This is a genomic window from Microbispora hainanensis (assembly GCF_006874475.1).
Lineage (GTDB): Bacteria > Actinomycetota > Actinomycetes > Streptosporangiales > Streptosporangiaceae > Microbispora > Microbispora hainanensis.
Genome location: NZ_VIRM01000004.1, coordinates 126,523 through 152,554, shown reverse-complemented (window position 1 = coordinate 152,554; position 26,032 = coordinate 126,523). Strand labels below are relative to the sequence as shown.

General features: G+C 73.2%; 17 protein-coding genes and 2 tRNA genes. 8 read left to right on the top strand and 11 right to left on the bottom strand.

Annotation, left to right across the window (positions count from 1 at the left end; genetic code table 11):
* Positions 1–51: 51 nt before the first annotated feature.
* The 4 genes from glmS to FLX08_RS04960 all read right to left on the bottom strand — a co-directional run bounded on the left by glmS (position 52) and on the right by FLX08_RS04960 (position 3,621).
* Positions 52–1,869, bottom strand: coding sequence for a glutamine--fructose-6-phosphate transaminase (isomerizing) (glmS, locus tag FLX08_RS04975; protein WP_142616995.1), 1,818 nt, complete (start codon positions 1,867–1,869; stop codon positions 52–54).
* 8 nt (positions 1,870–1,877) lie between these two features.
* Positions 1,878–2,153 (bottom strand): hypothetical protein, encoded by a 276-nt coding sequence (locus FLX08_RS04970; RefSeq protein WP_030505148.1) that lies wholly within the window; start codon positions 2,151–2,153, stop codon positions 1,878–1,880.
* Positions 2,154–2,300: 147 nt separating this feature from the next.
* Entirely contained in the window at positions 2,301–2,939 is a 639-nt protein-coding gene (locus FLX08_RS04965; protein WP_142616994.1) for a class I SAM-dependent methyltransferase, read from the bottom strand.
* 118 nt (positions 2,940–3,057) lie between these two features.
* Positions 3,058–3,621 carry a DJ-1/PfpI family protein gene (locus FLX08_RS04960; RefSeq protein WP_142616993.1) on the bottom strand — a complete coding sequence of 188 codons (564 nt, stop codon included), beginning with the start codon at positions 3,619–3,621 and terminating at the stop codon, positions 3,058–3,060.
* 185 nt (positions 3,622–3,806) lie between these two features.
* Between FLX08_RS04960 and FLX08_RS04955 the strand changes: the two genes are divergently transcribed.
* The 3 genes from FLX08_RS04955 (at position 3,807) to FLX08_RS04945 (ending at position 5,725) form a co-directional block, all read left to right on the top strand.
* Positions 3,807–3,878 (top strand) — tRNA-Gly (locus FLX08_RS04955).
* 25 nt (positions 3,879–3,903) lie between these two features.
* A tRNA-Val gene (locus FLX08_RS04950) sits at positions 3,904–3,978 on the top strand.
* A 292-nt stretch (positions 3,979–4,270) separates the two neighbouring features.
* Positions 4,271–5,725, top strand: a complete 1,455-nt coding sequence (locus tag FLX08_RS04945; protein WP_142616992.1) for an MFS transporter — start codon at positions 4,271–4,273, stop codon at positions 5,723–5,725.
* A 10-nt stretch (positions 5,726–5,735) separates the two neighbouring features.
* Here FLX08_RS04945 and FLX08_RS04940 read toward each other — a convergent pair whose 3' ends face one another.
* The 3 genes from FLX08_RS04940 to FLX08_RS04930 form a co-directional block, all read right to left on the bottom strand.
* A complete protein-coding gene (locus FLX08_RS04940) occupies positions 5,736–6,359 on the bottom strand; it encodes a TetR/AcrR family transcriptional regulator (protein WP_142616991.1) in 624 nt (207 codons plus the stop codon).
* Positions 6,360–6,742: 383 nt separating this feature from the next.
* Positions 6,743–7,564, bottom strand: coding sequence for a hypothetical protein (locus tag FLX08_RS40405; RefSeq protein ID WP_167530276.1), 822 nt, complete (start codon positions 7,562–7,564; stop codon positions 6,743–6,745).
* A 115-nt stretch (positions 7,565–7,679) separates the two neighbouring features.
* Positions 7,680–10,226: a molybdopterin oxidoreductase family protein gene (locus tag FLX08_RS04930; protein WP_142616989.1), complete on the bottom strand. Its 2,547-nt coding sequence runs from the start codon at positions 10,224–10,226 to the stop codon at positions 7,680–7,682.
* Positions 10,227–10,455: 229 nt separating this feature from the next.
* Between FLX08_RS04930 and FLX08_RS42875 the strand changes: the two genes are divergently transcribed.
* The 3 genes from FLX08_RS42875 to FLX08_RS04915 all read left to right on the top strand — a co-directional run bounded on the left by FLX08_RS42875 (position 10,456) and on the right by FLX08_RS04915 (position 17,229).
* Entirely contained in the window at positions 10,456–13,500 is a 3,045-nt protein-coding gene (locus FLX08_RS42875) for a helix-turn-helix transcriptional regulator (protein ID WP_142616988.1), read from the top strand.
* Positions 13,501–13,617: 117 nt separating this feature from the next.
* Positions 13,618–14,703 (top strand): alpha/beta hydrolase family protein, encoded by a 1,086-nt coding sequence (locus tag FLX08_RS04920; protein ID WP_244312421.1) that lies wholly within the window; start codon positions 13,618–13,620, stop codon positions 14,701–14,703.
* A 36-nt stretch (positions 14,704–14,739) separates the two neighbouring features.
* Positions 14,740–17,229: a GMC oxidoreductase gene (locus FLX08_RS04915; protein WP_142616986.1), complete on the top strand. Its 2,490-nt coding sequence runs from the start codon at positions 14,740–14,742 to the stop codon at positions 17,227–17,229.
* Here FLX08_RS04915 and ligD read toward each other — a convergent pair.
* Positions 17,214–18,422: a non-homologous end-joining DNA ligase gene (gene ligD, locus FLX08_RS04910; protein WP_142616985.1), complete on the bottom strand. Its 1,209-nt coding sequence runs from the start codon at positions 18,420–18,422 to the stop codon at positions 17,214–17,216. The two genes, FLX08_RS04915 and ligD, sit on opposite strands and share 16 nt — an antisense overlap.
* A 163-nt stretch (positions 18,423–18,585) precedes the next feature.
* Here ligD and FLX08_RS04905 point away from each other — a divergent pair, with 163 nt between their 5' ends.
* A complete protein-coding gene (locus FLX08_RS04905; protein ID WP_142616984.1) occupies positions 18,586–19,962 on the top strand; it encodes a cytochrome P450 in 1,377 nt (458 codons plus the stop codon).
* Between the two features lie 88 nt (positions 19,963–20,050).
* On the opposite strand, the gene FLX08_RS04900 is transcribed toward FLX08_RS04905, so the two are convergent.
* The 3 genes from FLX08_RS04900 to FLX08_RS04890 form a co-directional block, all read right to left on the bottom strand.
* Positions 20,051–21,007 carry a DUF2332 domain-containing protein gene (locus FLX08_RS04900; RefSeq protein WP_142616983.1) on the bottom strand — a complete coding sequence of 319 codons (957 nt, stop codon included), beginning with the start codon at positions 21,005–21,007 and terminating at the stop codon, positions 20,051–20,053.
* Positions 21,008–21,058: 51 nt separating this feature from the next.
* Positions 21,059–21,985, bottom strand: a complete 927-nt coding sequence (locus tag FLX08_RS04895) for a sugar phosphate isomerase/epimerase family protein (protein ID WP_244312420.1) — start codon at positions 21,983–21,985, stop codon at positions 21,059–21,061.
* Between the two features lie 236 nt (positions 21,986–22,221).
* On the bottom strand, positions 22,222–23,223 hold the full coding sequence (locus FLX08_RS04890; protein WP_142616982.1) for a phosphotransferase enzyme family protein: 1,002 nt from the start codon (positions 23,221–23,223) through the stop codon (positions 22,222–22,224).
* A 612-nt stretch (positions 23,224–23,835) separates the two neighbouring features.
* Here FLX08_RS04890 and fusA point away from each other — a divergent pair.
* A complete protein-coding gene (gene fusA / locus FLX08_RS04885; RefSeq protein WP_142617096.1) occupies positions 23,836–25,905 on the top strand; it encodes an elongation factor G in 2,070 nt (689 codons plus the stop codon).
* Positions 25,906–26,032 lie beyond the last annotated feature (127 nt).

Genomic DNA, 26,032 nt, shown 5'->3' with positions numbered 1-26,032 from the left:
GTCGTACGGCCCGCACCGGCGCGCGGCGCGGGCCGTACGGCGTGCACCCGGTTATTCGACCGTCACGCTCTTGGCGAGGTTGCGCGGGCGGTCGACGTCGCGCTCCAGGGCGACGGCCGCGTGGTAGGCGAACAGCTGCAGCGGGATCGTCAGCAGGATCGGGTCGAGCTCGACCTCGTTCTTGGGCACCACGATGCAGTCGTCGGCCGCCTCCGAGGTGCGGTGGCCGACCATGAGGATGCGTCCGTGCCTGGCCCGGATCTCGCCCAGCGTGGTGAGGTTCTTGTCGAGCAGCTCGTCGTCCGGGACGATCGCGACCGTCGGCAGCTCGGGGCTGATCAGCGCGAGCGGGCCGTGCTTGAGCTCGCTCGCCGGGTATGCCTCGGCGTGGACGTAGGAGATCTCCTTGAGCTTCTGGGCGCCCTCGCGGGCCACCGGGTAGCCGCGCACCCGGCCGACGAACATCATGCCCGGCGAGTCGGCGTACTTCTTCGCCAGATCCCTGATCCGGTCCTCCAGCGTGAGGATCTCCTTGATCTGCTCGGGCAGCCGGCGCAGGCCCTCGCAGATCCTGCGGCCGTCGGCCGGCGACAGGTCGCGTACGCGGCCGAGGTGCAGGGCGAGCAGCGCGAACGCCACGGCCGTGGAGGTGAACGCCTTGGTGGAGGCCACCGAGACCTCGGGGCCCGCGTGCAGGTAGATGCCGCCGTCGGTCTCCCGGGCGATGGCGCTGCCGACGGTGTTGACGATGCCGAGCACCCGGCCGCCCTTGCGCTTGAGCTCCTGCACGGCGGCGAGCGTGTCGTACGTCTCCCCCGACTGGCTGATCGCGACGTACAGCGTGTCGGGCTCGACCACCGGGCTGCGGTAGCGGAACTCCGACGCGGGCTCGGCGTCGGCGGGGATGCGGGCCAGCTCCTCGATGAGCTGCGCGCCCATCTGCCCCGAATAGTACGCGGACCCGCAGCCGATGATCTTCACGCGGCGGAACGAGCGGGTCTCGCGGGCGTCCATGTTGAGGCCGCCCAGGTGGGCGATGTGGAACCGGTCGTCGATCCGGCCGCGCAGCGTGCGGGCGACCGTGTCGGGCTGCTCGGAGATCTCCTTGAGCAGGTAGTGCTCGTAGCCGCCGTTGTCGTAGTGACCGGCGTCCCAGTCGACCGTGAACGGCTCCTTGGCCGTCTCCCTGGCGTCGCTGGTGAACGTGTTGAACCCGTCGGCCTTGATGACCGCCAGCTCGCCGTCCTCCAGGTGGACGACCTGCCGGGTGTAGCGGATGAGCGCGGCGACGTCGGAGGCGGCGAACATCTCCTTCTCGCCGAGGCCGAGCACGATCGGGCTGCCGTTGCGGGCCACCACGATCTCGCCGGGCCGCTGCGCGTCGATGACGGCGATGCCGTACGTGCCGACCACGCTCTTCAGCGCCCGCGAGACGGCCTCACGCAGCGAATCGGTCTCCTTGACCATGCGCCCGACGAGCTGCGAGAGCACCTCGCTGTCGGTCTCGCTCTCGAACTTCACACCCTCGCCCTCCAGACGGCGGCGCAGCTCGTCGGCGTTCTCGATGATGCCGTTGTGCACGACGGCGATGCGCTGCTCCTGGTCGAGGTGCGGGTGCGCGTTCACGTCACTGGGCGCGCCGTGGGTGGCCCAGCGGGTGTGCCCGATGCCGCTCGTGCCCTTGAACTTCGCGGGTACGGCCGCCGCCAGGTCGGCGACCCGGCCCTTGACCTTGCGCGTCTTGAGGCTCTTGGCGTTCACGACGGCGAGGCCGGCCGAGTCGTAGCCCCGGTACTCCAGTCGCTGGAGACCTTCGAGCAGGATGGGTGCCGCATCCTTGGGCCCGACGTAAGCGACGATTCCGCACATAACCGCTCCTATCCGTAAACGATCCGCCGGAGCTGGCGCAGGGTCAGCTCCGGTGCCGCGACACGCCTTCCCGCGAGCTCGGCGGAGATTCTGGGAAAGATCTGGTCGTTCGTCAGCCCCCTCGACTTGAGTTCGCCGTGGCGGCGCCGCACGTACTCTTCCGCGGGCTCGCCGAAGTACGCCAGAACGTCGGCCACCACGCGGGCCGCCTCCCCGGGCCCCAGTGACGTGGTCCGGGTGAGATGACCGATCAGATCCTCGAAGGGATGCCGTGCCGTGGACACAGAGCAGGACCCTAACGCAGCGCCGATACCGACTAACAAGTTTCCTGCCCGTTTTCGGGCAGGATCAGCTCCGCGAAGGCTCCAATCGGCGCCATGACAGCCCCTCGCCCCGGTCAGGCCAGTGTCCGCGAGGCTGCCCGCCGGGGTTCAGCTCCTGCGCAGCAGCAGGCGGCCCTGGCGGAACCGCTCGCCTTCGAGAGGCGCGCGCAGCATCCGTGCCACCTCGGCGAAGCCCGCCTCGCGCGCCAGCTCGGCGAGGCCGTCGATCGGCCAGCGGTACGCCGGCGCCGCCTTGTGGTCGAACTCCGTCACCGGATCGCCCTCGGATTCGAAGAACCCGAGCAGGAGGTGACCGCCGGGGGCCAGGACACGGCGGAACTCGGCGAAGTACGGCGGCAGCTCCCGCGGCGGGGTGTGGATGACCGAGTACCACGACAGGATGCCGCGCAGCTCGCCGTCGGCGAGGTCGAGCGCGTGCATGGAACCGACCTCGAAGCGCAGCCCGGGGTACGCCGCACGGGCGAGCTCGATCATCCGGGGTGACAGGTCGACGCCGAAGGCGTCCAGCCCCAGAGCCCGGAGGTGCGCCGTCACGTAGCCGGGGCCGCAGCCGAGTTCGGCGACGGGCCCGGCGCCGCCGGCCCGCACGAGCTCGGCGAACGCGGCCATCGCCGCGCGGTCCAGCGGCAGGCGGCCGAGCGAGTCCCGGAAGAGATCGGCGTAGAGGTCGGCGACGGCGTCGTACGCCTCGGCCGTCGCGGTGAGATAGGGGGCGGATTCGGTCATGGCGGGTGACTCTAGTGCCTCGGCCGACGCCGCGCGGCCCTCCGCACATGCGGCGTGCGGGCCGCCGCGATCGGGGGCGGATCCGGGAAGAACCGCCCCCGCAGGCCGGCGCGGGCGATCAGATCGCCGGGGCGGCGGCGCGCAGCACCTTCATGAACTCGCGCATCCACGCCGGGTGGTCAGGCCAGGCCCGCCCGGTCACGAGGTTCCGGTCGACGTGCGCCTCGCTGTCGACCCACGTGCCGCCGCCGCTCTCGACGTCGGTCGCGCAGGGGGGGTACGCGCTGCTCTCACGGCCCTTCAGCACCCCGGCGGCGGCGAGCACCAGCGGCCCGTGACAGAGCGCGGCGATCGGCTTTCCGGCGTCCGCGAAGTGGCGGACGATCTCCTGGACGTCCCGGTCGCCGCGGATGTACTCGGGGGCCCGGCCGCCGGGGATCACCAGCGCGGCGTACTCGTCCGGGTTCACGTCGGAGAACGCGACGTCGGCCGCCCAGGTGTGGCCCGGCTTCTCGGTGTAGGTGTCGAAGCCGTCCACGAAGTCGTGCACCACGAACTGCAGCTTCTTCGCGGACGGCGCCGCGATGCGCGCCTCGTAGCCCTCCTCCAGAAGCCGCTGGTACGGGTACATCACCTCAAGGTCCTCGGCCGCGTCACCGGTGATGATCAGCACCTTCGCCATGGCGTAACCCCCTCGTGCGTACCGTTGCCGCTCATCCTGCGCGCGACCTCGTGCGCGGGTCAACGTCTCGCCTCGCTTCGGTCACGTGCCGCGTGCGCGCCGGGATTGAAGTCAGTTGGCACCGGCACCCTCCGGGATCCGCTAGAGTTGTTCACGCGTCGCCGGGAAAAACCCGGGCGATGGCTGCGGAAGTGGCTCAGTGGTAGAGCATCACCTTGCCAAGGTGAGGGTCGCGGGTTCGAATCCCGTCTTCCGCTCGGAGTCCGGGCAAGATCCGGGCACGGACGATTAGCTCAGCGGGAGAGCGCTTCCCTGACACGGAAGAGGTCACTGGTTCAATCCCAGTATCGTCCACCACACCCGTCAAAGGCCGGGCCGCGTTCGCGGCTCGGCCTTTTTCGTTTGTTACGGTCGCCGCCGGGCCGACCGGGCGCCCGCACCCCTGAGCGGTCCCGATCCCACCCTGACCCAGGCCCGGACTGTGGGCCGAGGGCTCCACCTGGCGCTCAAGACGTGATTCGGCCGAGGTACGGCCGTCCAGCGAGTTGTAGACGTCGGCGTTCACTAATTCTTATAGTGTGCGGAGTAGACGTCCACGTTCACTATCGGCCGGCCGACCCGACCGCCCCGCTGCTCCCTGGAGCCCGCTTTGCCGACCCCCACGACCGACACGCGGTCCACCCGCCCGGCCCGGCACCGGCCCGGCGTCATCCTCACCGCCCTGCTGTTCTGCCAGCTCATGCTGGTCCTCGACGTCACCGTCGTGAACATCGCCCTGCCCCAGATCCACGACACGCTCGGCTTCACCTCCGAGGGCCTGGCCTGGGTGCTCAACGCCTACACCGTCACCTTCGGCGGGTTGCTCCTGCTCGGCGGGCGGGCGGGGGACATCCTCGGCCGCCGCCGGGTCTTCATCACCGGCGTCGCGCTGTTCGGCGTGGCCTCGCTGGCCGGCGGACTCGCCCCGACCCCGGGCTGGCTGCTCGGGGCACGGGCCGTCCAGGGACTGGGGGCGGCGCTCGCCTCGCCGTCCGCGCTCGCGCTCATCTCGGCCAACTTCGCCGAAGGGCCCGAACGCACCCGCGCCCTCGGGTCGTGGGGAGCCGTTTCCGGCTCGGCGGCCACGCTCGGGCTCATCGTCGGCGGCGTCCTCACCGACGTGGCCTCCTGGCGCTGGGTCCTGTTCATCAACGTGCCCATCACCGTCGCCGTACTCGTCCTCACACCACTCTTCATCCGCGAAGCCGAGCGGCTGCCCGGCAGGTTCGACCTCGCCGGCGCACTCACCTCCACGATCGGCATGGGCGCCCTGGCCTTCGGGCTGATCAACGCGGCCTCGGCCGGCTGGGGCGACCGGGTCACTCTGATCGCGATCGGCGTCGCCGTGGTGTCGCTGGCGCTGTTCGCGCTGGCCGAGTCGCGCGCCCGGCAGCCGATCACCCCGCTCCACCTGCTGCGCGACTCGCTGCGGCTCCGTTCGTACGCGGCCATGCTGGTGGTCGGCGCGAGCATGGCCGGGATGTTCTACTTCCTCACCCGGTTCCTGCAGGAGGTGCTCGGGTTCGGCCCGCTCCAGACGGGTCTCGCGTTCCTGCCCATCTCGCTCGTCCTGGTCGTGTCGGCACAGCGCACCGCGGCGCTGCTGCCGAAGACCGGACCGGCGATCCCGACCGCCATCGGGGCCCTCGCGGTCACGGCCGGGCTGCTCTGGCTCAGCCGGCTCGACGAGAGCAGCAGCTACTTCCCTGGCATCGCCGTTCCGCTGGTGCTGTTCGGCATCGGCGCGGGCCTCGTCTACGTCCCCGCGACCGTCGGCGCGACAGCGCGGGTGGCCGTGACCGAGTCGGGCGCCGCCTCGGGCATGCTCAACACCACCTCCCAGCTCGGCACGGCACTCGGCCTGGCCGCGCTCGTCACCGTCGCGGGCACCGCGGCACGCGACGCCGCCGCCCATCCCGTGGCCGGCCTGTCCGCGCAGGCCCAGGCGCAGCACGCGGCCACCTACGGCTTCACCCGCGCGTTCCTGGCGGCGGCGGTGCTCGGCGCCGCGCTGCTCGTCATCAGCCTCACCAGCGGCTTCAGGACGCGCGAAGAACAGCCTTAGCCCGGCTCGCCTACGAGCTTCTCGCCGGGATCGCCGCCGTCAGGGGCAGCAGGACGCGGTCGACGACCGAGATGACCAGGTCTTCGGAGATGGCGGTGCCCTCGGTGATGATGTGGTCGGCGAGCAGGGCCGGGCCGGCCGCGGCCACCAGCGGATCGGCCGCCTCGGACGCCACCTCGCCCCTGGCCACCCCCTGCCGCAGGACCTCGGCGATCAGTTCCTTGCAGGGCCGCAGGACCCGCTGGTCGAACAGTTTGCGGCAGTCGCCGTCGCCCTCCACGGCCATCGCGTGGAACGCGCCGGCCCGGGTCGCGTCGGCCGCGCGCTGGATGCACGACAGCAGCGCGATCAGGTCGTCGCGGACGTGCCCGGTCAGCTCGACGGCGTACGGCGACGGCAGCACGCTGCCGAGCGCGTCGAGCACGAGCTCCTTCTTGTTGCCCCAGCGGCGGTAGAGCGCCGCCTTGCCCGTGTGGGCCGCGAGCGCGACGCTGTCCATGGTCATCCGGGCGAAGCCGACCTCGCTCAGCTCGGCGAAGACCGCGTCGAAGATGGCCCGCTGCAACTCGGCTCCGTGCCGGCGCTGCCCTCCGCCGGCATGTCCGGACTGGTCACGAACGGCGACCCCGCCCATCTCGGCCCTCCCGTGAAGTCGGCCCCCATCCTACGCCGCGACGGGAAAAGCGGTTTCGCGGTCCGGCCTCGCCGCGTGGCTGGGAGCGGCACGGACACCGGTGACGGGCTGGGCACATCCCCGTTCCCGCGGAGCCTCGATGCGTGGCGGCGCCGGCCGCTGACACGCGGCCGGCGCCGCCGGCGAAGTCGCGGCAGCCCGTATCGCCCGGGACGAAACGCTTCCGCCGCCACCGGTGCGGCCCCCGCCGTCGAGCACCGGTGTCACGATGGGCGCGGCCCGCTCCCCGCCGTTCCAGCGCCGCGATAATCTTCTATCAATTACCCTCTACATACACAATCTATTTACTCCGGAAATCCTACGATTCGGCTCTAGATTTCTTCTTAATGACGGCCTTTGTCGCCCTTTTGTGGACTCGCAGACGGCACGACGAGAACCTGCGGCGCGGCCTGGTGCATCCGGGTGCGCAGCCAGAGCAACTGGACGGCCGTTTCGGGGGCGCAGTGGCGGGCGAGGCCGAGCAGCTCGTCGTCCCTGAGCCCGCGGGCGGCCTGCGCGACCACGCTCCACGACAGGTCGCACCCGGTGGCGAGAAGGTACAGCCCGTGCAGGTCGCGCAGCAGCGCGAGGCCGCCGCCGTCCCCGCCGGGCGAGCCCGGCCCCACGCGAGGGCGCCGGGCGATCCCGGCCTCCGTGCCCACGGCCTCGAAACCCCCGCCGTCGATACTCGCGGCGTCGAAACCCCCGGCGTCGAAACCCCCGGCGTCATAACCCCCGGCGTCATAACCCCCGGCGTCGAAACCCCCGGCTTCAAAGCCGCCAGGAGCAAAGCCACCGGTATGAAACTCGCCCCTGCCAAAGCCACCGGCGTCGAAAGCACCCGTGCCGAAACCCCTGCCATCGAGCCCGGCATCGAGCCCGGCATCGAGCCCGACATCGAACCCCAGGGCGTCGAACCCCGGTGCCTTCAGCCCGGGAGGCCGCGACGGGGCGGAACGCGGATCGCGCCATTCCGCGGAGCGGTACCTGTGCAGGAAGGGCTCCAGTCGTTCGGCGTGATCGCGGCACTGCGCGGCCAGGCGCTCGCAGACGCCGCACAGGTCCGGCTCGCGGGGATGGCCTCGCCGCAGCGCGCGGAACCCGGACGACAGCGCGTGCTGCGTGCGGGACAGCGTCTCCAGGTAGCGCGCCAGTTGCTCGCTCACCGCTCATCCCATCCGCGGACGGCGTCCCCCCAAGCGGTGCGTGTGCCTGCAAGGGCCATGTGTCGTCGCTTCCTTCCGGTAGGCCGACCCACCTCATCTCCGGCGATCGCGGACGTCAGACCTCCTCGTATCGCTCCGGCGCCTCCCCTCCCCCGGCTGCGGCCGTCACTTCGGGCCGCGCGCTCGCGCCGCAGCCGAGGCGCGTGGCGGCGGCCGAGTAGAGGCCCTCCCCCACGGGGGCCTCCCCCACTGGGCCCTCCTCCACCGGGGCCTCCTCCACCGGGGCCTCCCCGCGCCGCCCGGCCTTCACCAGCCGGACCGCCACCGCCGTGCGCAGCGGCCGGCGGGACACCGGGTCCCACGCGGTGAGCGTCAGCTCCGCCACCGTTCGCGCCAGGGCCTCGCCCGGCCCGTCGAGCGGCAGCACCACGACCCCCCGGCGCACGCCGCCCGACAGGCGCGCGACGGCCTCCAGCGCGCCGAGAGGCGACTCGGCCCTGACGAGGTCGCCGTCCTCGATGCCGAGCAACGCGGCGTCGCCGGGGTGGACCTCCAGGCACGGCTCGGCCGGGAACGGCTCGGGGGCGGCGACGGCATCGCCGAGACGGGCCGGACCACGGCGCCGCGCCGGGCGGACGGTGAGGACCAGAGGATGCTCGTCGCCGGCGACCTCGGGAGACGGCTCGAAATCCGCGGCGTGAAGAAACGCCCGTCCCCCGGGGTTCTCCGCGCGGTATCGCTCCTCGCCCAGCTCGGCCCCCGTGGCGAGGTCGGCCCCGAACGTCTGGCAGTCCCCCGGCCTGGTGGCGAAGCGCCCCCCTGCGTACAGCCGCTCGAGGCCGTGAGAGCCGGCCGGCGTGCAGGGCCACTGGACGCCGCCGGCCCGCAGCCGGTCGTAGGTGATCCCGGTGTGGTCGCACGGACGGCCCCTGGTGCACGCCTTCCACGCCTCGAACGCCGACTCGGCGTCCGTCCAGTGCACGAGCGGCCGGCCGTCCCGGTCGCGCAGGTCCATCCGCCGCGCGTAGTCGAGCAGGATGTCGAGGTCGGCCCTGGCCTCCCCCGGCGGGTCGACCGCCTTCTCGCACAGGTGCACCGTGCGGTCGGCGCCGGTGACGGTGCCGGTCTTCTCGCCCCACACCGCCGCCGGGAGCACCACGTCGGCAAGCCGCGCGGTCTCGGTCAGGTACGCGTCCTGGACGACGACGAACAGGTCCTCCCTCGCGAGGATCCGGTCGAGGCCGGGGATCGTGGCCGCCGGGTCGGAGGCGGTGATCCACAGCAGCCCGATCGAGCCCTCCTCGGCATACCTGAGGATCTGGGTCGCGTGCGTGGCAGGCCCCCAGTGCGGGATCACGGCGGGGTCGACGTTCCACAGGTCGGCGAGCTCGCGCACGTGCCCGGTGTCGGCCCAGTTGCGCAGGCCGGGCAGGTCCGCGCCCGAGCCCGTCACCAGCGCGTCGCACCCGGGTCCGCCGAGCTGGAACAGCCCGGCCCCCGGCCGGCCGAGCATGCCGCGCAGCAGGTGGACGTTGTTGACCTGGCAGGCGGCGGCCGTCGCCTGATTGGAGCCCAGGAAGTCGGGGCCCACGGTCGACACGAGCCGTTCGGCCGCGCCCAGGATCTCGGCGGCCTGCTCGATCTGCCCGACCGGCACCGCGCAGATCTCCGCCGCCCGCTTGGCGGGGTACGCCTCGACGATCCGCCACAGCCGTTCGAACCCCACGGTGTGCGCGGCGACGTAGGCGGCGTCATACCAGCCGCCCGCGATCAGTTCGTGCAGCAGGCCGTTGAGGAGGGCCACGTTGGTTCCGGGACGCACGGCGAGGTGGACGTCGGCCTCCACGGCCGCCGCCGTCCCCTCCGGGCCCACCGCGATCATGGCGGGCGGCCGGGATCCGAGCCGCCGGTCGAGCATGCGCTCCCACAGCACGGGATGGGTGGCGGCGCAGTCGTGCCCCCACAGCGCGAGCGCGTCGCAGTGGTCCACGTCGGTGTACGAGCCGGGCTGGCCGTCGGTGCCGAAGCTCGCCGCGAGCGCGGCCGCGGCCGCCGCCGCGCCCCAGCGGGTGTCGCCGTCCATGTGCGGGGTGCCGATCCCCGCCTTGCCGACGACGGCGAGGGTGTAGTGCTCCTCCAGGAAGAGCCGCGTGCCGGTGTGGAAGGCGAGACGGCCCCAGCCGCCGGGCCGGGCGAGCAGCTCCCGCGACTTCGCGACGACGCGCTCCATCGCGACGTCCCACGTCGTCTCCACCAGCCGCCCGTCCGTACACGCCCCGCCTTCACGAATGAGGGGCCGGGTCAGCCGGCCCGCGCGAGGCTGCCATGCCTGCCACTCCCGGGGGTCGAGCCTGCCGTGGTTGACGCGGTCGCCGGCCCGGCCGCGTACCCCCACGATCCGGCCGCCGCGCACCGCCAGGTCGAGGGCGTCGCCGTTGGAGCCCGCCGCGGACACGGCGGGCACCCAGCGCTCGGCGCCCGGCTCGGCGGCGCCGTCCTCCGTCAGCATGTCCACCCGCACCGGCCAGGGGCTGCCGAGGCGGATGACCGGGGGAAGCGCGTCGCGCATGTGGCTCGGCAGGGCGGCGGCCAGCCGTTCCACCGCGTCGGGAGGTCCGTACGGCGTGCGCCGCCCCCTGGGATCGGCGATGCGGTCCAGCACCTGGCACCTCCGCGGTGACGACGCCCGAACGAGGCGTCCCGTACCCGGTGCCATGCACCTCTGATCCCGCAATCGCCCGAACTGACCGGTTCCTTTTCGAATACTTTCCATAGGGTGTCAATGCCGGACCTGCCCCCTGCACGGGTCCCGTGATCTGTAAAGTGCATTTACTGGTGTTGTCGGCGCGGCCTGGCGGGGGGCGGCCCGCGCGTTCGCGTGTGGGGTGCGAATGGACGGACGTACGACCGGTCCGGTCGTCACGGGCACGTCCACGCCCCTTGTCGGACGGCGGGACGCGCTGGCCGCGCTGCGGAGCGCGATGGCCGCGAGCCGCAGCGACGGGTTCCAGTTCCTCGCGCTGGCCGGTGAGCCGGGCGCGGGCAAGACGCGGCTGCTCGGCGAGCTCGCGGCGATGGCCGGCGGAGACGGCTTCACGCCCCTGTGGGGACGCGCCGCCGAGTATGAGCAGATGCTTCCCTACAGCGCCCTGGTCGACGCGCTCGACGACCATCTCGACGCACGCCGGGAGGCCGTCGTCAGGGCCGTGGGGGCCGGGCAGGCCGCCCTGCTGTCCGGCGTCTTCCCCGGGCTCGCGGCCGACGGCGCCCCCGCCGGAGGGACGGCCGCCGGCGGGGCCACTGCCGGCGGGGCCAGGGCCGGTGACGAGCCGGCGCTGGCCGACGACCGCAGCGGCCTGGCCCGCTACCGCCTCTATCGGGCCGTACGGCACCTGGTGGGCGCGCTGGCCGACCCGGCCGGCCTGCTGCTGGTGCTCGACGACGTCCACTGGGCCGACGACGGCACCATCGAGTTCCTCGACCACGTGGTGCGGCATCCGCCCGCAGGCCCGGTGCTGATGGCCGTGGCCTTCCGCCCGGCCCAGGCCGCGCCCCGCGTGGCCAGGCTCGCCTCGGCGGCGGGCCCGCGCGGGCACGAGGTCGTGGCCGGTCCCCTCAGCGCGGCCGAGGTCCGGCAGTTCCTCGGTCCCCGGGTCAGCCGGGGGCGCAGCATGGCCCTGTATGAGGCCAGCGGCGGAAACCCGTTCTATCTTGAGGCGCTGGCCCGGATGGACGGCACCGACGTGACCGAGCTGCCGCCGACCGTGCTCGCCGCGCTGCAGGTCGAGCTGGGTGACCTGTCCCCCGGCGCGCTGCTGGTGGCCCAGGCCGCCGCGGTCGCCGCCGACGAGTTCGAGCCGGCCATCGCCGCGGTGGCCGCCGAGGTGCCGCCGGCCGCCACGCTGGCCGCGCTGGACGAACTGGTGGAGCGCGACATCGTCCGCAGCGCGGGCGGGCGGTTCCGCTTCCGCCACCCTCTCGTGCGGCGGGCCGTCTACGAGTCGGCGGCGGCGGGCTGGCGCCTGGGCGCGCACGCCAGGATCGCGGCCCACCTGGCCGAGCTGGGCGCCCCCGCGACCGTACAGGCCCACCATGTGGAGCATTCGGGGTCGTTCGGCGACCGGCGGGCGGTGAAGGTGCTGGTGGACGCGGCCCGCGCGGTGACCGCGCACGCGCCGGCCACCTCGGCGCACTGGCTGCAGGCGGCGCTGCGGCTCATGCCGGACGACGCCGCGGCCCGGGAGGAACGGCTCGCGCTGATGCTGGAGCTGAGCTGGGCCCAGGGGATCAGCGGCAGGCTGGCGGAGGGCCGCGACACCGCCCGCGAGCTGCTGCGCATGCTGCCCGACGACGACTACCCCCGCAGGGGCCGCGCGGCCCGGGTCTGCGCGCTGATGGAGCGCCAGCTCGACCGCCCGCAGGAGGCCAGGGCGCTGCTGCTCGACGAGCTGAGCCGGATGCCCAACCCGCGGGCGGCCGCCGCGGTGCCGATGCGGATGCGCCTGGTCGCCGAGAGCATGATGCGGGTGGACTTCCGGGCCGCCCAGGCCGTGCTCGACCTGATGCCCGACAACGCCGACGACTGGGAGCCCGGGCTCGCGGTCGCGGTCGCGGCACTGCGCCCGATGCCCGCCCTGGCCGCGCGGCGCGTCGACGACGCACTGCGCTACGCCGACATCGCCGGCAAGCTGCTCGCGGACGCGCCGGACGAGCACCTGTCCGAGTGGCTGGACGCCATCGCCTGGCTCTGCTGGGCAGAGTCCTACCTGGGCCGTTATGGCGATGCGCTGCGGCACTTCGACCGGGCGGCGGCCGTCGCGCGGTCGACCGGGCAGACCTACATCCTGACCAACCTGCTGGCGGGCCGGGCCAAGACGCTGGTGGCGACGGGCCGCCTGGCGGAGGCCAGGGCCACCGCCGAGGAGTCCGTCGAGTGCGCCCGGCTGCTCGACTCCGGCCAGCAGCTCGTGTTCGCGCTCACCCAGCTCTGCCTGGCCGAGTCGTGGAGCGGCGACGACGAGGCGGCCATCCGCGCCGGCGAGGAGGCCGTGCGCTGCGGCGTCGGGGCGGGCGAGACCTGGGAGGCCACGGCCCGCTACGCGCGCGGGCAGGCCCTGGTCAACGCGGGCCGGTTCGCCGAGGGCGTCGAGGCGGTCCTGGACGCGTGCAACCGGTTCGACTCGCCGCGGGTGGACCCGGGCACGCTGCTCCAGGCGTGCGAGGCGCTCGCCTACGCGGACGCCTCCCGGGAGACGAGCGCTGTGGCCGGCGCCGTGATCGGCATTGTCGCCGGCATTGTCGCCGGCACTGTCGCCGGCACTGTCGTCGACGCCGAGGCCGGCACTGAGACCGCGACTGAGGCGGGCGCGCGGGCCGCGCAGTGGGCGGCGCTCGCCGTACGCCTGGAGGAACCGCGCCTGCCGGCCTACTGCGGCTTCGCCGCGCTCGCCCGCGCGCACGCGCTGTCCCGTCAGGACCCGTCCTCCGCCGCCGGGGCGGCGGAGGAGGCGGCCCGCCTGCTGGCCGCGGGCGAGCGGCGGCTCGACGCGGGCCGGGCCCTGCTCACCGCCGGGCTCGCGCATCTCGGCGCGCCCGGCGGGAGGAGCCGGGCCAGGGAGAACCTGCGCGCCGCGGCCGAGGTCTTCGACTCCTGCGGCGCCCGCGCGCTCAAGGCGCGCACCGAGCGCGAGCTGCGCCGCCTCGGCGTACGGGTGGGCGGCGGCGCGACCACGGCCGCGAGCGGGGAGGCGGCCAGGTTCGGGCTGTCGCCCCGGGAGCTGGAGGTGGCGCTGCTGGTCGCCGAAGGGCTGACCAACCAGCAGGTCGCCGAGCGGCTCTTCCTCAGCGTGCGTACGGTCGAGACGCACCTGTCGCGGATCTTCGCCAAGCTGGAGGTGACCTCCCGGGTCGGCGTGGCGACCGCCCTCACGCGCTGAGTGCGGACAAGTACGGGTTTTCCACGATGTCGTCGCTATAGCCGGTCCTGGGATCGTAGCCCCGGGCAGAAAGGCGACCGAATGGAACACCGCATACCACGGTTCACGCTCGACGGCGTGCGAAACTCCGAGGTCACGGTCCATCCGTTCGCCACAGAGGACGAGCTGGGGTTACAGCTCACCCGGTTCCGCAGTCACGACACGCCGGCGCAGGGGGCGCAGGACGACGTCGTGCTGCTCGTGCACGGACTGACCTCGTCGAGCGACATGTTCATCATGCCGGAGCACACGAACCTGGTCGGGTTCCTGCACGACGGCGGGTTCGGCGACGTGTGGGCGCTGGACTTCCGGATGAGCAACAGGTTTCCGTACACCATGGAGACCCGCAGGCACACGCTGGACGACATCGCCCAGTATGACCACCCGGCAGCACTGCGCGAGATCCGCCGCCATGTGGGGGCGCGGCGGATCCACGTGGTGGCCCACTGCCTGGGGTCGGTGAGCTTCCACATGAGCCTGTTCTCCGGGGCCGTGAGCGGGATCGCGAGCGTGGTCGCCAACAGCGTCGCGCTGACCCCCCGGGTGCACCCCTGGGCCCGCCTCAAGCTGACCCTCGGCCCGGCGCTGCTGGAGTATGGCACCGGCCTGTCCTACCTGGACCCCCGCTTCAAGGACGCGCCTCCGCTGTCGCGGCGGTGGCTGCTGGCCCGCGCCATCTCCTTCTTCCATCCCGAGTGCCGGGAGCCGGCCTGCCACATGCAGAGTTTCATGTGGGGCAGCGGCAGGCCCGCGATGTACCGCCACGGCAACCTGTCGCCGAGCACGCACCTTCACGAGCGGCTCGCCGACCTCAACGGCGCCAGCGACCTGCACTACTACCGGCACGTGCGGAAGATGGTGGCCGCCGGGCGCGCGGTGAAGTACGACACCGGCGACCCGAGGTTCGCCGCGCTGCCGGACGACTACCTCGTCAACGCGGCCGACGTCGACACGCCCATCCTGTTCCTCACGGGCGACCACAACGACGTCTTCACCGACTCCAACATCGTCTGCCACCGCGCCCTGTCGAAGGTGGCGCCCGGGCGGCACGAGCTGCGGGTCCTGCCCGGCTACGGGCACATCGACCCCCTGATCGGCAGGAACGCGCACCGGGACGTCTTCCCGCACATCCTCGACTTCCTGAAGCGGCACAGCGGCCGCTGACCACGGCACTGACAGATCATTAGTGAGAGATCATTCATGGAACACGTCGACGCGGTCGTGGTCGGTTCGGGTTTCGGCGGCTCCGTCGCCGCCTACCGCCTCGCCGAGGCGGGGCTGTCGGTGGTGGTGCTGGAGCGCGGCAGGGCGTACGCGCCGGGGGACTTCCCGCGCGGCCCGGCCCAGCTCGGCCGCGCCTTCTGGGACCCCGCCGAGGGCCTGTACGGGATGTTCGACATCTGGAGCTTCTCCGACTGCGACTCGGTGGTCGCCAGCGGCCTCGGCGGCGGCTCGCTCATCTACGCCAACGTGATGCTGCGCAAGGACGAGGACTGGTTCGTCCACGAGCAGGCGCTGCCCGACGGCGGTTACGAGTCGTGGCCGGTGACCAGGGCCGATCTCGAACCGCACTACGACGCGGTCGAGCGCATGATCGGCGTCTCGCCTTATCCGCTGAGCCACGCGGGCTTCGACGACACGCTGAAGACGCTCGCCATGCGGGACGCGGCGGCCGAGCTGGGGCTCGACTGGCGGCTTCCGCCGCTGGCCGTCAGCTTCGCGCCGTCGCCCGGGGCGCAGCCCTGCCAGGGGGTGCCGCTCGCCGACCCCGCGTACGGCAACCTGCACGGCGTGCCGCGCCGTACGTGCCGGTTGTGCGGCGAGTGCGACCTCGGCTGCAACGAGGGCGCGAAGAACAGCCTCGACCACACCTACCTGTCGGCCGCCCGGCGCCACGGCGCCGACCTGCGCACGCTGCACGAGGTGCGGCGCATCAGGCCGCGCGTCGGCGGCGGCTACGACGTGCAGTATGTCGAGCACATGCCGCGCGGCGACGAGGCGGTCGACGACGGCGACGGGCCGCCCCGGTGGACCGGGCCGCACACGATCAGCTGCGACCGTCTCGTCCTGGCCGCCGGCACGTACGGCACGTCCTACCTGCTGCTGAAGAACCGGGCGGCCTTCCCCGGCCTCAGCGGGACGCTCGGCACCCGCTTCTGCGGCAACGGGGACATGCTGGCGTTCCTGCTGCGGGCCACCGACCGGAGCAGGACCCGGCCCATCCGGGCGAGCCGCGGACCGGTCATCACCAGCGCGATCCGGCTCGACGACGGCGCGGACGGGCGCGGCGCCTACATCGAGGACGGCGGCTATCCCGAGTTCGTCGACTACCTGGTCGAGGGCGCGGACATGGGGCCGGGACGGGTCGCCCGGTTCCTGCTGCGGCGGCTGCGCAACATCCTCACCCACGACACCAACCTGTCGGCGGAGTTCGCCGACCTCATCGGCCGGGGCGAGCTGTCGGGCACCTCGCTGCCGCTGCTCGGCATGGGCCGCGACGTCCCCGACGGGAGGCTGCGCCTGCGCGACGGCCGGCTCGACGTGGACTGGACGAGCGAGACCAGCGAGGACTACTACGAACGGCTGCGTGCGATCATGCGCAGGATCGGCGACGTGCTCGGCGCGGAGTACGCCGACAGCCCGCCGTGGTGGCGCAAGCGGGTCATGACCGTGCATCCCCTGGGCGGCGCGCCGATGGGCCGCCATCCGGGCGAGGGGGTCTGCGACGCGTACGGCGAGGTCTTCGGCTTCCCCGGACTGTACGTGGCGGACGGCGCGGCCCTGCCCGGGCCGGTCGGCGCCAACCCGTCGCTGACGATCGCCGCGCTCGCCGACCGCATGAGCACCCGGATCCTGGAGGGCCGCGCGTCCCTCGCCGCGCCCCTGGCGGGGGCCCGGGCCGTGAAGGTGTCCGCCGTGCCGGTGGGGGCGGCGGCCACCGCGCCGGAGGCCCAGGAGACGGTGGGAGCGGCGGAGACGCAGGCCGGCGGCGGGGCACAGGTTTCAGGGGCGCAGGCCGGCGCCGGGGTTCCGGTCGCCGTCTCCGGCGGCGGCCGTCCCTTCGCGGGCGGGCCCGCAGACGAGCCGAGCGTGTTCGATGGCCGGACGTCGCTGTGGTTCGTGGAGGAGATGCGGGGACGCCTGACGCCCGGCCCGGCCCGCCGTGCGGCCCGTGGGGGTGTCGCCGGGTCCCCGTTCGCCTTCCGCCTCACGATCACCCTCGACGACGTCGACCGTTTCCTCACCGAACCCGAGCACGAGGCCAGGGCGGAGGGCTGGATCGAGGCCGACATGTGCGGGGGCAGGCGGCCGATCGCCCGGGGCTCGTTCAACCTGTTCGTCCCCGGGGAGACGTCCGAGCAGCGGCGCATGTGCTACCGCCTGCACTTTTGGGACGCCGACGACCGCCCCCGCACCCTGGCCGGGCGCAAGGAGATCCAGCCGGGAGCGCCGACCCGCCTGTGGCTGGACACCTCCACCCTGCACGCCCGCCTGCTGGAGGGGCACGTCGAGGAGGACGGGGACGAGGACGCCACGGTGGTCGCCGCGGGCACGCTGCGCATCCTGCCGTCCGACCTCGTGCGGATGCTCACGACCTTCCGTACGGCGGGGCCGGACGGCGCGGCGGCAGTGACGCGCTTCTGCCGCTTCTTCCTCGGCGAGCTGTGGGAGGTCTACGGCCCCGGCTGATCTCTCCGGTAGGACTCATAGGGGTCGTAGTCGACCTCAAGGGGTTCCTGGCCGGGGCGGTCGGGCTCGGGGACGTGCCGGAGGTTGACCCTGATCCTGGTCCACGTGGAGCTGCGCCCGCGCATCGAGTCGACCAGGACGTCGGCCGGCTGCAGCAGGCGGGCCACCTCGGGGTGGCGGGCCTTCCACCGTTCGAGCCCGGCCATCGCCTCGTCGCGCGTGGCGGCTCTGGCGATCTCGACGAGCGGCATGACGGACTGACGCCGTCCCTGCCTGGGCGGGGCCGCGGGCTTGTCCGGCCGCGGTCCCTGGGCCTCGGCCAGCTCCAGCAGGGCGTCGAGCGACCCCGCCCGCCCGTCCATCGCGGCCCACGGGTCGCCCCTCTCGGCATAGCGGTCGGGCATCGACGCGAGCGTGAAGTCCTCCGGCCGGCACCCGGGCACCTCGTCCCAGGCCAGCGGGGCCGAGACCAGGCCGGTCGGCCGTACGGAGTAGGCGGAGGCGACGGTGTGGTCGCGGGCGTTCTGGTTGTAGTCGACGAAGACGCCCTGCCGCTCCTCCTTCCACCACCGGCTGGTGGCGACGTCCGGCTCCCGGCGCTCGACCTCCCTGGCCACGGCCTCGGCGGCGCGCCGCACCTCCCGGAAGGTCCAGCGCGGCTCGATGCGGGCGTAGACGTGGAATCCGCGCGAGCCCGACGTCTTGGGCCAGGCGGTCAGGCCGTGCTCCTCCAGCACGTCCCTGGCGACCAGGGCGACCCGGACGATCTCCGCCCAGCCGACGCCGGGCACGGGATCGAGGTCGATCCGCAGTTCGTCGGGATGGTCGAGGTCGTGGGCCCGCACGGGGTGGGGGTTGAGGTCGACGCAGCCCAGGTTCACCGTCCACAGCAGGTGCGCGAGGTCGCGGATGACCACCTCGTCCGCCGTACGGCCGGAGGGGTAGCGCAGCTCGACGACCTCCACCCACTCGGGACGCTTGGCGGGCGCCCGTTTCTGGAAGAACGCCTCCTGATCGACGCCGTGCACGAATCGCTTGAGTATCACCGGCCGGTCGGCCACGCCGCGCACCGCCCCCTCGGCGACCACGCGGTAGTAGGAGATCAGGTCGAGCTTCGTGTGCCCGGTCCGCGGGAAGACCACGCGGTCCGGATTCGTGATCTTCACGATCCTGCCGTCGAGCTCCAGCGTCATGCCGCCACACTACGTCGCCGCTCCGCCGCCGCCCGGAAGCCACGTGTCGCGCCGGTTCGCTGACGTCCACGGCCCGGAGGCTCTAAGATCGCCGCCCATACCGCATATGTGGCTGGAAAGGCGGGCACCCCCCTTGATCTCCGATAGATGGTCCCCGTCGGCCGTGGAAGGGCTCATCTCGTTGCCGCTGGAGTCCCTGCTCACCGAGGACTACGAAGCCGATCCCGCGCTCGTGCACGAGCGCCTGCGCGCCAGGTATGGCCCGGTGGCCCCGATCGACGTCCTCGGCGTGCCGGTCTGGTTCGCGATCGGCTACGACGAGGTGCTGCACATCATGCAGAACCCGCGCGACATGTGGAGCAAGCGCGTGGACCACTGGCGGGCGTACGCGGAGGGGCGCGTTCCCGCCGACTGGCCGCTGCTCGCCCTCCTCCAGGCCGACAACTCGGGTTTTCACGACGGGGAGAGGCACCGGGCTCTGCGCGGCGCCTGGATCGCGGGGCTCCGGCCGTTCCAGGAGCCCGGGAGCGAGCAGGCACAGCGACTGGAACGCGCCATGGTGAGACACTGCGACGATCTCGCGGGCGTGCTGGCGGAGGGCGGGCCCTCCGGGCAGGCCGATCTCGCCGCCCAGTATGGACGGCCGTTCCCGCTGCTCGTCGCCAACCACCTGCTCGGCGTCACGATCGAGCGGGGCGAGGAGATGGTGGAGGACCAGTGGCGTCTGCTGAACGGCCCCGACTCCGCCGGGGCGTACCAGCGGTTGCACGCCGCCCTCCTCGAACTGGCGCGGGTCAAACGGCAGCGGCGCGGCGACGACCTGCCGTCGTACATGATCGAGGCGAAGCCGGACCTCACCGACGAGGAGCTCGCCCGTGAGCTGATGATGCTGTCCGGTTTTCTCGACTTCACCGGCAGCCTGATCTGCAACGTCGTCTTCGAGGCGATCACCAATCCCCGGCTCAGGGAGAGCGTGTCGATCGGCGCGATCGAGGAGGTGGTCAACCGCGTCGCCCTGACCAACCCGGCGCTGGCCAACCTGACCTTCCGTTACGCCAGGACGGAGGTGAAGCTCGGCCGCTTCACCATCGCACCCGGCGACCCGGTGATGCTGTCCATCGCGGGCGCGCACGCCGATCCGCGGTTCGGCGGCGCGCTCGCCCGCGACTCGGTCCGGAGCACCCGCGCCCATCTGGCGTGGGGCGCCGGCCCGCACAGGTGCCCGAGCCAGCGGCTGGCCACCCAGATGTCCACGATCGCGGTGCGCCGCCTGCTCGAACGGTTCTCGACGCTGAAGCCCACGCAACCGGCAGAACGGCTTCCCTGGCGTCCCTCCCCCTTCGTCCGCACGCTGAGCGCCCTGCCCGTGCACTACGAGCTCAGCCGGAGCTTCTCCGGCACGCCCCGGCCGGAAGCCGGCGACGAGCCGGCGCCACCGGCCCCGAATGACGGCGCACAGGACGGTGCCACGGACGGCGGCGACGCGCGCCCGAGGTCCGGGATCCTGGCGTTCCTGCGCAGGCTGCGCGGCGCGCAGTGAGTCACGGACGGATCTGCCCGGCGATCGTGGGGTCGGTGATCTCGGTGTCGGCGGCGAGCGACAAAACCGCGGGGAACGACGGGCGCGGTCACGCGAACCAGGTCATGGCCTGCCCGTGCGGCATCGTCCAGGCGAGCGGTCTCCCGTCCAGCGCGAGCACGCTGCGCAGCGGGGGAACACTGCGCAGCGCGACACCCGGCGGCGGCTCCGGCAGATCGGGGTACGGCAGCACGTCCGGGGTCTCGTTCGCGATCCAGTGTCCCGGCAGCCCCCGGACCACCTCGGCGAACGCCTCGCGGCGCGGCGGCGGCACCTGATACAGCACCGACGTGTGGAACACCACCAGCGTGGCGCCCGCCGGGGCCCGCGCGGCCAGCTCCGGCAGGTCGTCCACCAGGTCGCCGCGCACGAGCAGCGGCGGCTCGGCCGCGGCGACGGCCGCCGCCGCCCGCAGCCGTGCCCGCCGCCGCTCGTGCTCCGGCCAGATGAGGGCGTCGAGCCACGCGACGTCGGCGGGGTCGGTCACGTCGAGCGGGTTCAGGTCCAGCCCGGCCCGCCACACCACGTCGGGGAGACGGGCCGGCGGCGTCACCCCGGTCGCGGCGCAGTCCAAAACGGGCTCGCCGGAGCCGACCGGATGGTCGCCGTAGCGGTAGGCGTACCGGTCGGGGTAGAGGCACAGACCGGCCGAGGCTCCGACCTCCAGCAGCGCGAGCGGCTGCGGCAGGGCGGCGAGCACGGGCAGCAGCACCGCGCACCGCCCGGCCTCGTTCGTCTGCGTGGCCCGGATGCGCATCTCCGCCTCGACAGCGGGCCAGTGCCCCATGACGTGGTCGCGGAACGCCGCGGGGTCCTCGACCGGGCCGCCGAGGAGCCGTACGACGGCGAACAGCAGGTTCGGCTGCCGCTTCACGGGCGGGAGCGTGCCGAGCAACGCGAGCATCTCGCGGTCGCGGGCGACCGCGAGCGCCAGGCGCTCGTACGCCGGGGACACGCCGTGGGCCTCTCGTGCGGCGAACTCGGCGTAACGCGCGGCGGTCGTCATCCCACCATCTTCGCCGGGTCCTGTCCCCGGCGCGCGCCCGGCGAGGCCCGGTCAGGCGAGGCCGGCGGCGCGGAGGGCCTCGCCGAACGCGGCGCGGTTGGCCCGCTGGTCGGCCACCGCACGCGCGAGGGCCTCGGTGTCCGAGGCGCGGAAGGCCGTGACGTCCTGCTCGATCACGATCCAGCCCTCGTAGCCCGATCGCCGCAGCTCGGCCAGTACGGCGGGCAGGTCCAGGTCGCCCTGCCCGAGCGGCGGGAAGCCGCCCGCCGCGACCAGGTCCCACAGGTCGCCGCCGTTGGCGCGGACCCGGGCGAGGACGTCCCGGGAGGCGTCCTTGACGTGCACCTGCCTGATGCGCGAGGACCAGTCGCGGATCGCCGCGACGGGGTTGCCTCCGGCCAGCCACAGATGCCCGGTGTCCAGGCACAGCGAGACGTCCGTCGAGCCGAGCAGCCGCTCGATCTCCTCCGGCGTCTCCACGTCGGTGCCCAGATGGTGGTGGAAGACGGGTTCCAGGCCGCGGTCGCGGCAGCGGGCCGCCGCCTCGTCGATGCACCCGGCGTACGCGGGCCAGTCGCCGTCGGGAAGGGACAGCCTGCGGTCGGCCGGCATGCCGGGACGGGCGAACCGTTCGGGCCGGTCCGGGCAGGCGAGCGTCGGCCGGGGCGCGAACCGCGGATCGGCCGCCCCTTCGGCGTCGCGGACGGCGGTGAACACGTCGAGGGCGGTGTCGAGAGCGGCCAGGTCCTCGCGGAAGCCGTCCGGGTCGTCGTAGCGCAGGTCGACCCAGCCGCCGGCGAGCCCGAGACCCTGCGCCGCGAGCCGTTCGGGAAGGGTCCGCGCGGTGCCCAGGTAGCCGATCGGCCCGGAATCGGTGCCGTCATACCCGGCCTCGCGCATCGTCGCGAGCATCTCCTGCGGCCCCAGCGGCGCGCCGGCCGGGCGGTAGACACCGAAGCTGACGGGCGCGCTCGCCACTCGCACTTCCCAGGGGGAGGTGTGCGCCCTCACCCCGTCACCTCCGGGAGCCGCACGAGCCCGCGTTCCGCGGCGAGCACCGCCGCCGCCTCGGCCGCGCTCTCACCATCGGGGTCGCGGGACACCTGCTCACCCTCTTCACTTCTCACGGACGAACCACCACAGAGCATGGTCCGCCCGATTGAACCACAACCGGCTCACCGCATCCTGCGATCAGGTGTGGTCACAGGTACTTCTCAGAGTGATCCGCCGAGGTAGCGCTCGGCCAGCTCGCAGCTTCCCTCGGTGTAGCCCGCGCCGAGCTCCCCGGCGATGTCGGCGGCCGGATGGGAGCCTATCCACGCGACGAGAAGGAGGCGGCGGAACAGGATGAACGTCCAGATCTCGGCCTCGTCCTCCTTCGGGAGGTCGAGCACGGACCGGTAGCCGCGCACCCACGACTCCGCCATGTGCGGCACCTCCGGCCGGTGCTCGATGAAGCTGACGGCGGCGCCGAGGTCGTAGAGATACCAGCCGAGACCGCAGTCGTCGAAGTCGATGACGCTGGTGCCCGCCCGGCCGTCCACGAGGAGGTTGGCCAGGCGCAGGTCGGCGTGGATGAGCCCATAGCGGTCTGCGCCCTTGCCGAACCGCTCCAGCCTGCGGCGCAGCTCGGCCTCCAGCCGGGCCAGCACGGCGTGCGCCTCCCGGTCGACGCCGACGCCGTCCTGCCACCTGCCCCACCGCGCCCCCGGGCCGAAGGCGGCGTCGAGGTCCCAGTGGAAGCGGGTGAAGAACGCGGGCCTCGCCCAGGCGCGGGCGTGGCGGTGCATGCGGGCGGTCAGCGCGCCCAGCCGTTCGAACTCCTCCACCAGCCGGTCCTCGGCCGGCTCCGCGCCGGGAAGGAACTCGAACATCACGCAGTGACGGGGCTCCGCGCCCGGCTCGCGGACGGTGACGACGCGCGAGCCGTCACGGGCGGGCAGCACACGCGGCGTGACGATCCCGGCCTCGTCGCGCAGCGCGTCGAGCCAGGCGAGCTCGCTGGCGATCGCCTCCGGCGAGTGGTAGCCGAGCCGGTGGACCCGCAGGATCGTCGTACGCCCGCCGCCGGCGACCGTGAAGGTCGCGTTCTCCGAGACGTTGAGCAGCGTCACGGAGGCGTCGGGGGAAACGTCGTAGTGGCGAAGGGCGCGGCGGGCGACCCCCTCGACGCGCGTGAGGACGTCACCTCCGGCGGACAGGTCGTGGACCTGCATGCATTTTCTCCTAAGGGCCCTGGGGAAGTGTCCGTCAAATCTTCCCCCGGACGGTGCCTCCCCCCGTCCCTCGCTCCCCCGCTGCGCGCCGCCCCGCATGCCGGAGAGAAAAAACCCTTTTCCTGCCAGGGCGGTTTCCGTACACTCGCCAGTGATCACGCGCGCCCCACTGCGGCGTGCGCCTTGACCGAGTGAGAGGAGTTGACCATGCGCCAGCGCGTCGCGGTCGTCGTCCTCCGGTCACGGCACGAGGTGATCCTGGTGTCTACGTCGCTTCCCGGTGCCCGCCGCGCGGCCCGCACCGGACGTTCCTGACGAGCTTCCGCACCCCTTCTGAGACTTTCCTGCTGAGACTTTCCTGCTGAGACTCTCCCCCCTCTGGTGAGGACGGAGCCTGCGCCCCCACTGCGACCACAAGGTGCCTGAACACTGAGGCCGCATGCGGGCTCTCCGGGGCGGTGCCACGTGCCCCGCTCCGCCTGCCGTCCGCCGGACTCCCCGGCGGTCCTCGCGTTGTCTCCCCAGGGGTCGCGCCCGGCCGGAATCCGGCCGGTTCGTCTCGTCAGGCCGATCGCGCCCGCCACCGTACGCACCTTCCCGAAGGGCATGGCCATGCGCGCCGACCTGAACCGCGATCACCTCGTCCCGCTGACCGGCATCCGCAACCTGGGCATCCTCGCCCATGTCGACGCGGGCAAGACCACCGTCACCGAACGGATCCTCTACCTCACCGGCACCGTCCACCGGCGCGGTGAGGTGCACGAGGGCACCACCGTCACCGATTTCGACCCCCTGGAGCGCGACCGTGGGATCACCATCTTCGCCGCCGCCGTGAGCTGCCTGTGGGACGGCCACCGCATCAACCTGATCGACACCCCGGGTCACGTGGACTTCTCCGACGAGGTGGAGCGGTCGCTGCGGGTGCTCGACGGCGCGGTCGCGGTGTTCGACGCCGTCGCCGGGGTGGAGCCGCAGAGCGAGTCCGTGTGGCGGCAGGCGGACCGGTACGGGGTGCCGCGCATCGCGTTCGTCAACAAGATGGACCGCGCCGGGGCCGACCTCGACACGGCGGTCGAGTCGATCCGCGCGCGGCTGCGCGTCATCCCGCTGGTCGTCCAGCTGCCCATCGGGCGGGAAGACGGGTTCACCGGCGTGGTCGACCTGCTGCGGATGCGGGCGCTGGTGTGGGAGGCCGGCCGTGACACGGTCGCAGAAGGTCCGGTGCCGGACGCCCTCGCCGACGAAGCGCGCCGGCGCCGGCGCCTGCTGGAGGAGACGGTGGCCGAGCTCCATCCGGCGGCGCTGGAGGAGTTCTGCGCCCTCCCGGAGATCTCGGCGCCGACCCTGGCCGCCGCCCTGCGCGACCTGACCCTGCGTGGTGAGGCCGTCGTGGTGCTGTGCGGGTCTGCGTACCGCAACCGGGGTGTCGAACCGCTGCTCGACGCCGTCGTCGCCTACCTGCCCGCGCCGTCCGACGTACCGCCCGTACGCGCCGCGGGCGACGGAGCCGGGCAGGAGCGGCCCGCCGACCCGGCGGCGCCGTTCGCCGGGCTGGTTTTCAAGGTGCACGCCGCCCCCACCGGGCGGCTGACGTACCTGCGCGTGTATTCGGGGACGATCAGGAGAGGAGACGTCGTGCTGGACGCCGGCGCCCGCCGCACCGAGCGGATCGGACGCATCCTCCGGGTGCAGGCCGACCGGCACACCGAGACGGACCGCGCCACGGCCGGTGACATCGTCGCGGTGGCCGGGATCAAGGCCGCCCGCGCCGGAGCGACCCTCTGCGCTCCCGGTGCGCCGCTGGTCCTCGAGCCGCCGGTCACGGCCTCGCCGGTCGTCTCCGTGGCCGTCGAGCCGCGTGGGCGCGGCGACGCCGACCGGCTCGCGACCGCGCTGGCCCGGATGGCCGACGAGGACCCCTCGCTGTCGGTCCGCACCGACCCAGAGACCGGCCAGACGGTGCTGTCGGGGATGGGCGAGCTGCACCTGGAGGTCGCCGTGGAGAGGCTCCGCCGCGACCACAGGCTCGACGTCGCCGTCGGACGGCCGAGGGTCGCCTATCGGGAGACCGTCGTGCGCGGGGTGTCCGGGCTGCTCTATCGGCACGTCAAGCAGGACGGCGGTGCCGGGCAGTTCGCGCACGTCGTGCTCGACGTGAAGCCGCTGGACCACGACGCGGGCTTCGAGTTCCGGTCGACGGTCACCGGCGGCCGGGTGCCGCGCGAGTACGTCGGCGCGGTGGAGGCCGGCTGCCGGGACGCCCTCGCCGAGGGCCCGCTCGGCGGTCACCCGGTGACCGGCCTGCGGGTCACGCTGACCGACGGCGCGACCCACCCGAAGGACTCCTCGGAGATGGCGTTCCGCACGGCGGGGCGGCTCGCGCTGCGGGAGGCGTTGCGTGCCGGTGAGATGGCGCTGCTGGAACCGCTGGCCGAGGTCACGGTCACGGTGCCCGAGGACGCCGTCGGCGGGGTGCTGGGCGACCTCGCGGCCAGGCGCGGCCGGGTCACCGGTTCGGCGGCGCGGGCGGGCACGGTCGTGGTCACCGCGACCGTGCCGCTGGCCGAGCTGTTCGGGTATGCGACCGGGCTGCGCGGCCGCACCCAGGGCAGGGGCTCCTTCACCAGCCGCCCCGCCGGCCACGCCCAGGTGACCGGTCCCGTACCGGGCCTGACGCGGTAGGCGCCCTGCTCCCGGCCCTGCTTTGGCCCTGCTTTGGCCCTGCTCCGGCCTGCTCCCGGTGCTCCCGGCCTGCTCCGGTCCCGTCCGCGTCTCGGCGTGGGCGGGGCCGTGACGCCGCCAACGGCAC

Coding starts and splice junctions, on each gene's coding strand:
- glmS (WP_142616995.1), bottom strand. CDS start 1,869: ATGTGCGGAATCGTCGCTTACGTCGGGCCCAAGGATGCGGCACCCATC.
- FLX08_RS04965 (WP_142616994.1), bottom strand. CDS start 2,939: ATGACCGAATCCGCCCCCTATCTCACCGCGACGGCCGAGGCGTACGAC.
- FLX08_RS04960 (WP_142616993.1), bottom strand. CDS start 3,621: ATGGCGAAGGTGCTGATCATCACCGGTGACGCGGCCGAGGACCTTGAG.
- FLX08_RS04940 (WP_142616991.1), bottom strand. CDS start 6,359: ATGGGCGGGGTCGCCGTTCGTGACCAGTCCGGACATGCCGGCGGAGGG.
- FLX08_RS42875 (WP_142616988.1), top strand. CDS start 10,456: ATGGACGGACGTACGACCGGTCCGGTCGTCACGGGCACGTCCACGCCC.
- FLX08_RS04915 (WP_142616986.1), top strand. CDS start 14,740: ATGGAACACGTCGACGCGGTCGTGGTCGGTTCGGGTTTCGGCGGCTCC.
- ligD (WP_142616985.1), bottom strand. CDS start 18,422: ATGACGCTGGAGCTCGACGGCAGGATCGTGAAGATCACGAATCCGGAC.
- FLX08_RS04900 (WP_142616983.1), bottom strand. CDS start 21,007: ATGACGACCGCCGCGCGTTACGCCGAGTTCGCCGCACGAGAGGCCCAC.
- FLX08_RS04890 (WP_142616982.1), bottom strand. CDS start 23,223: ATGCAGGTCCACGACCTGTCCGCCGGAGGTGACGTCCTCACGCGCGTC.
- fusA (WP_142617096.1), top strand. CDS start 23,836: ATGCGCGCCGACCTGAACCGCGATCACCTCGTCCCGCTGACCGGCATC.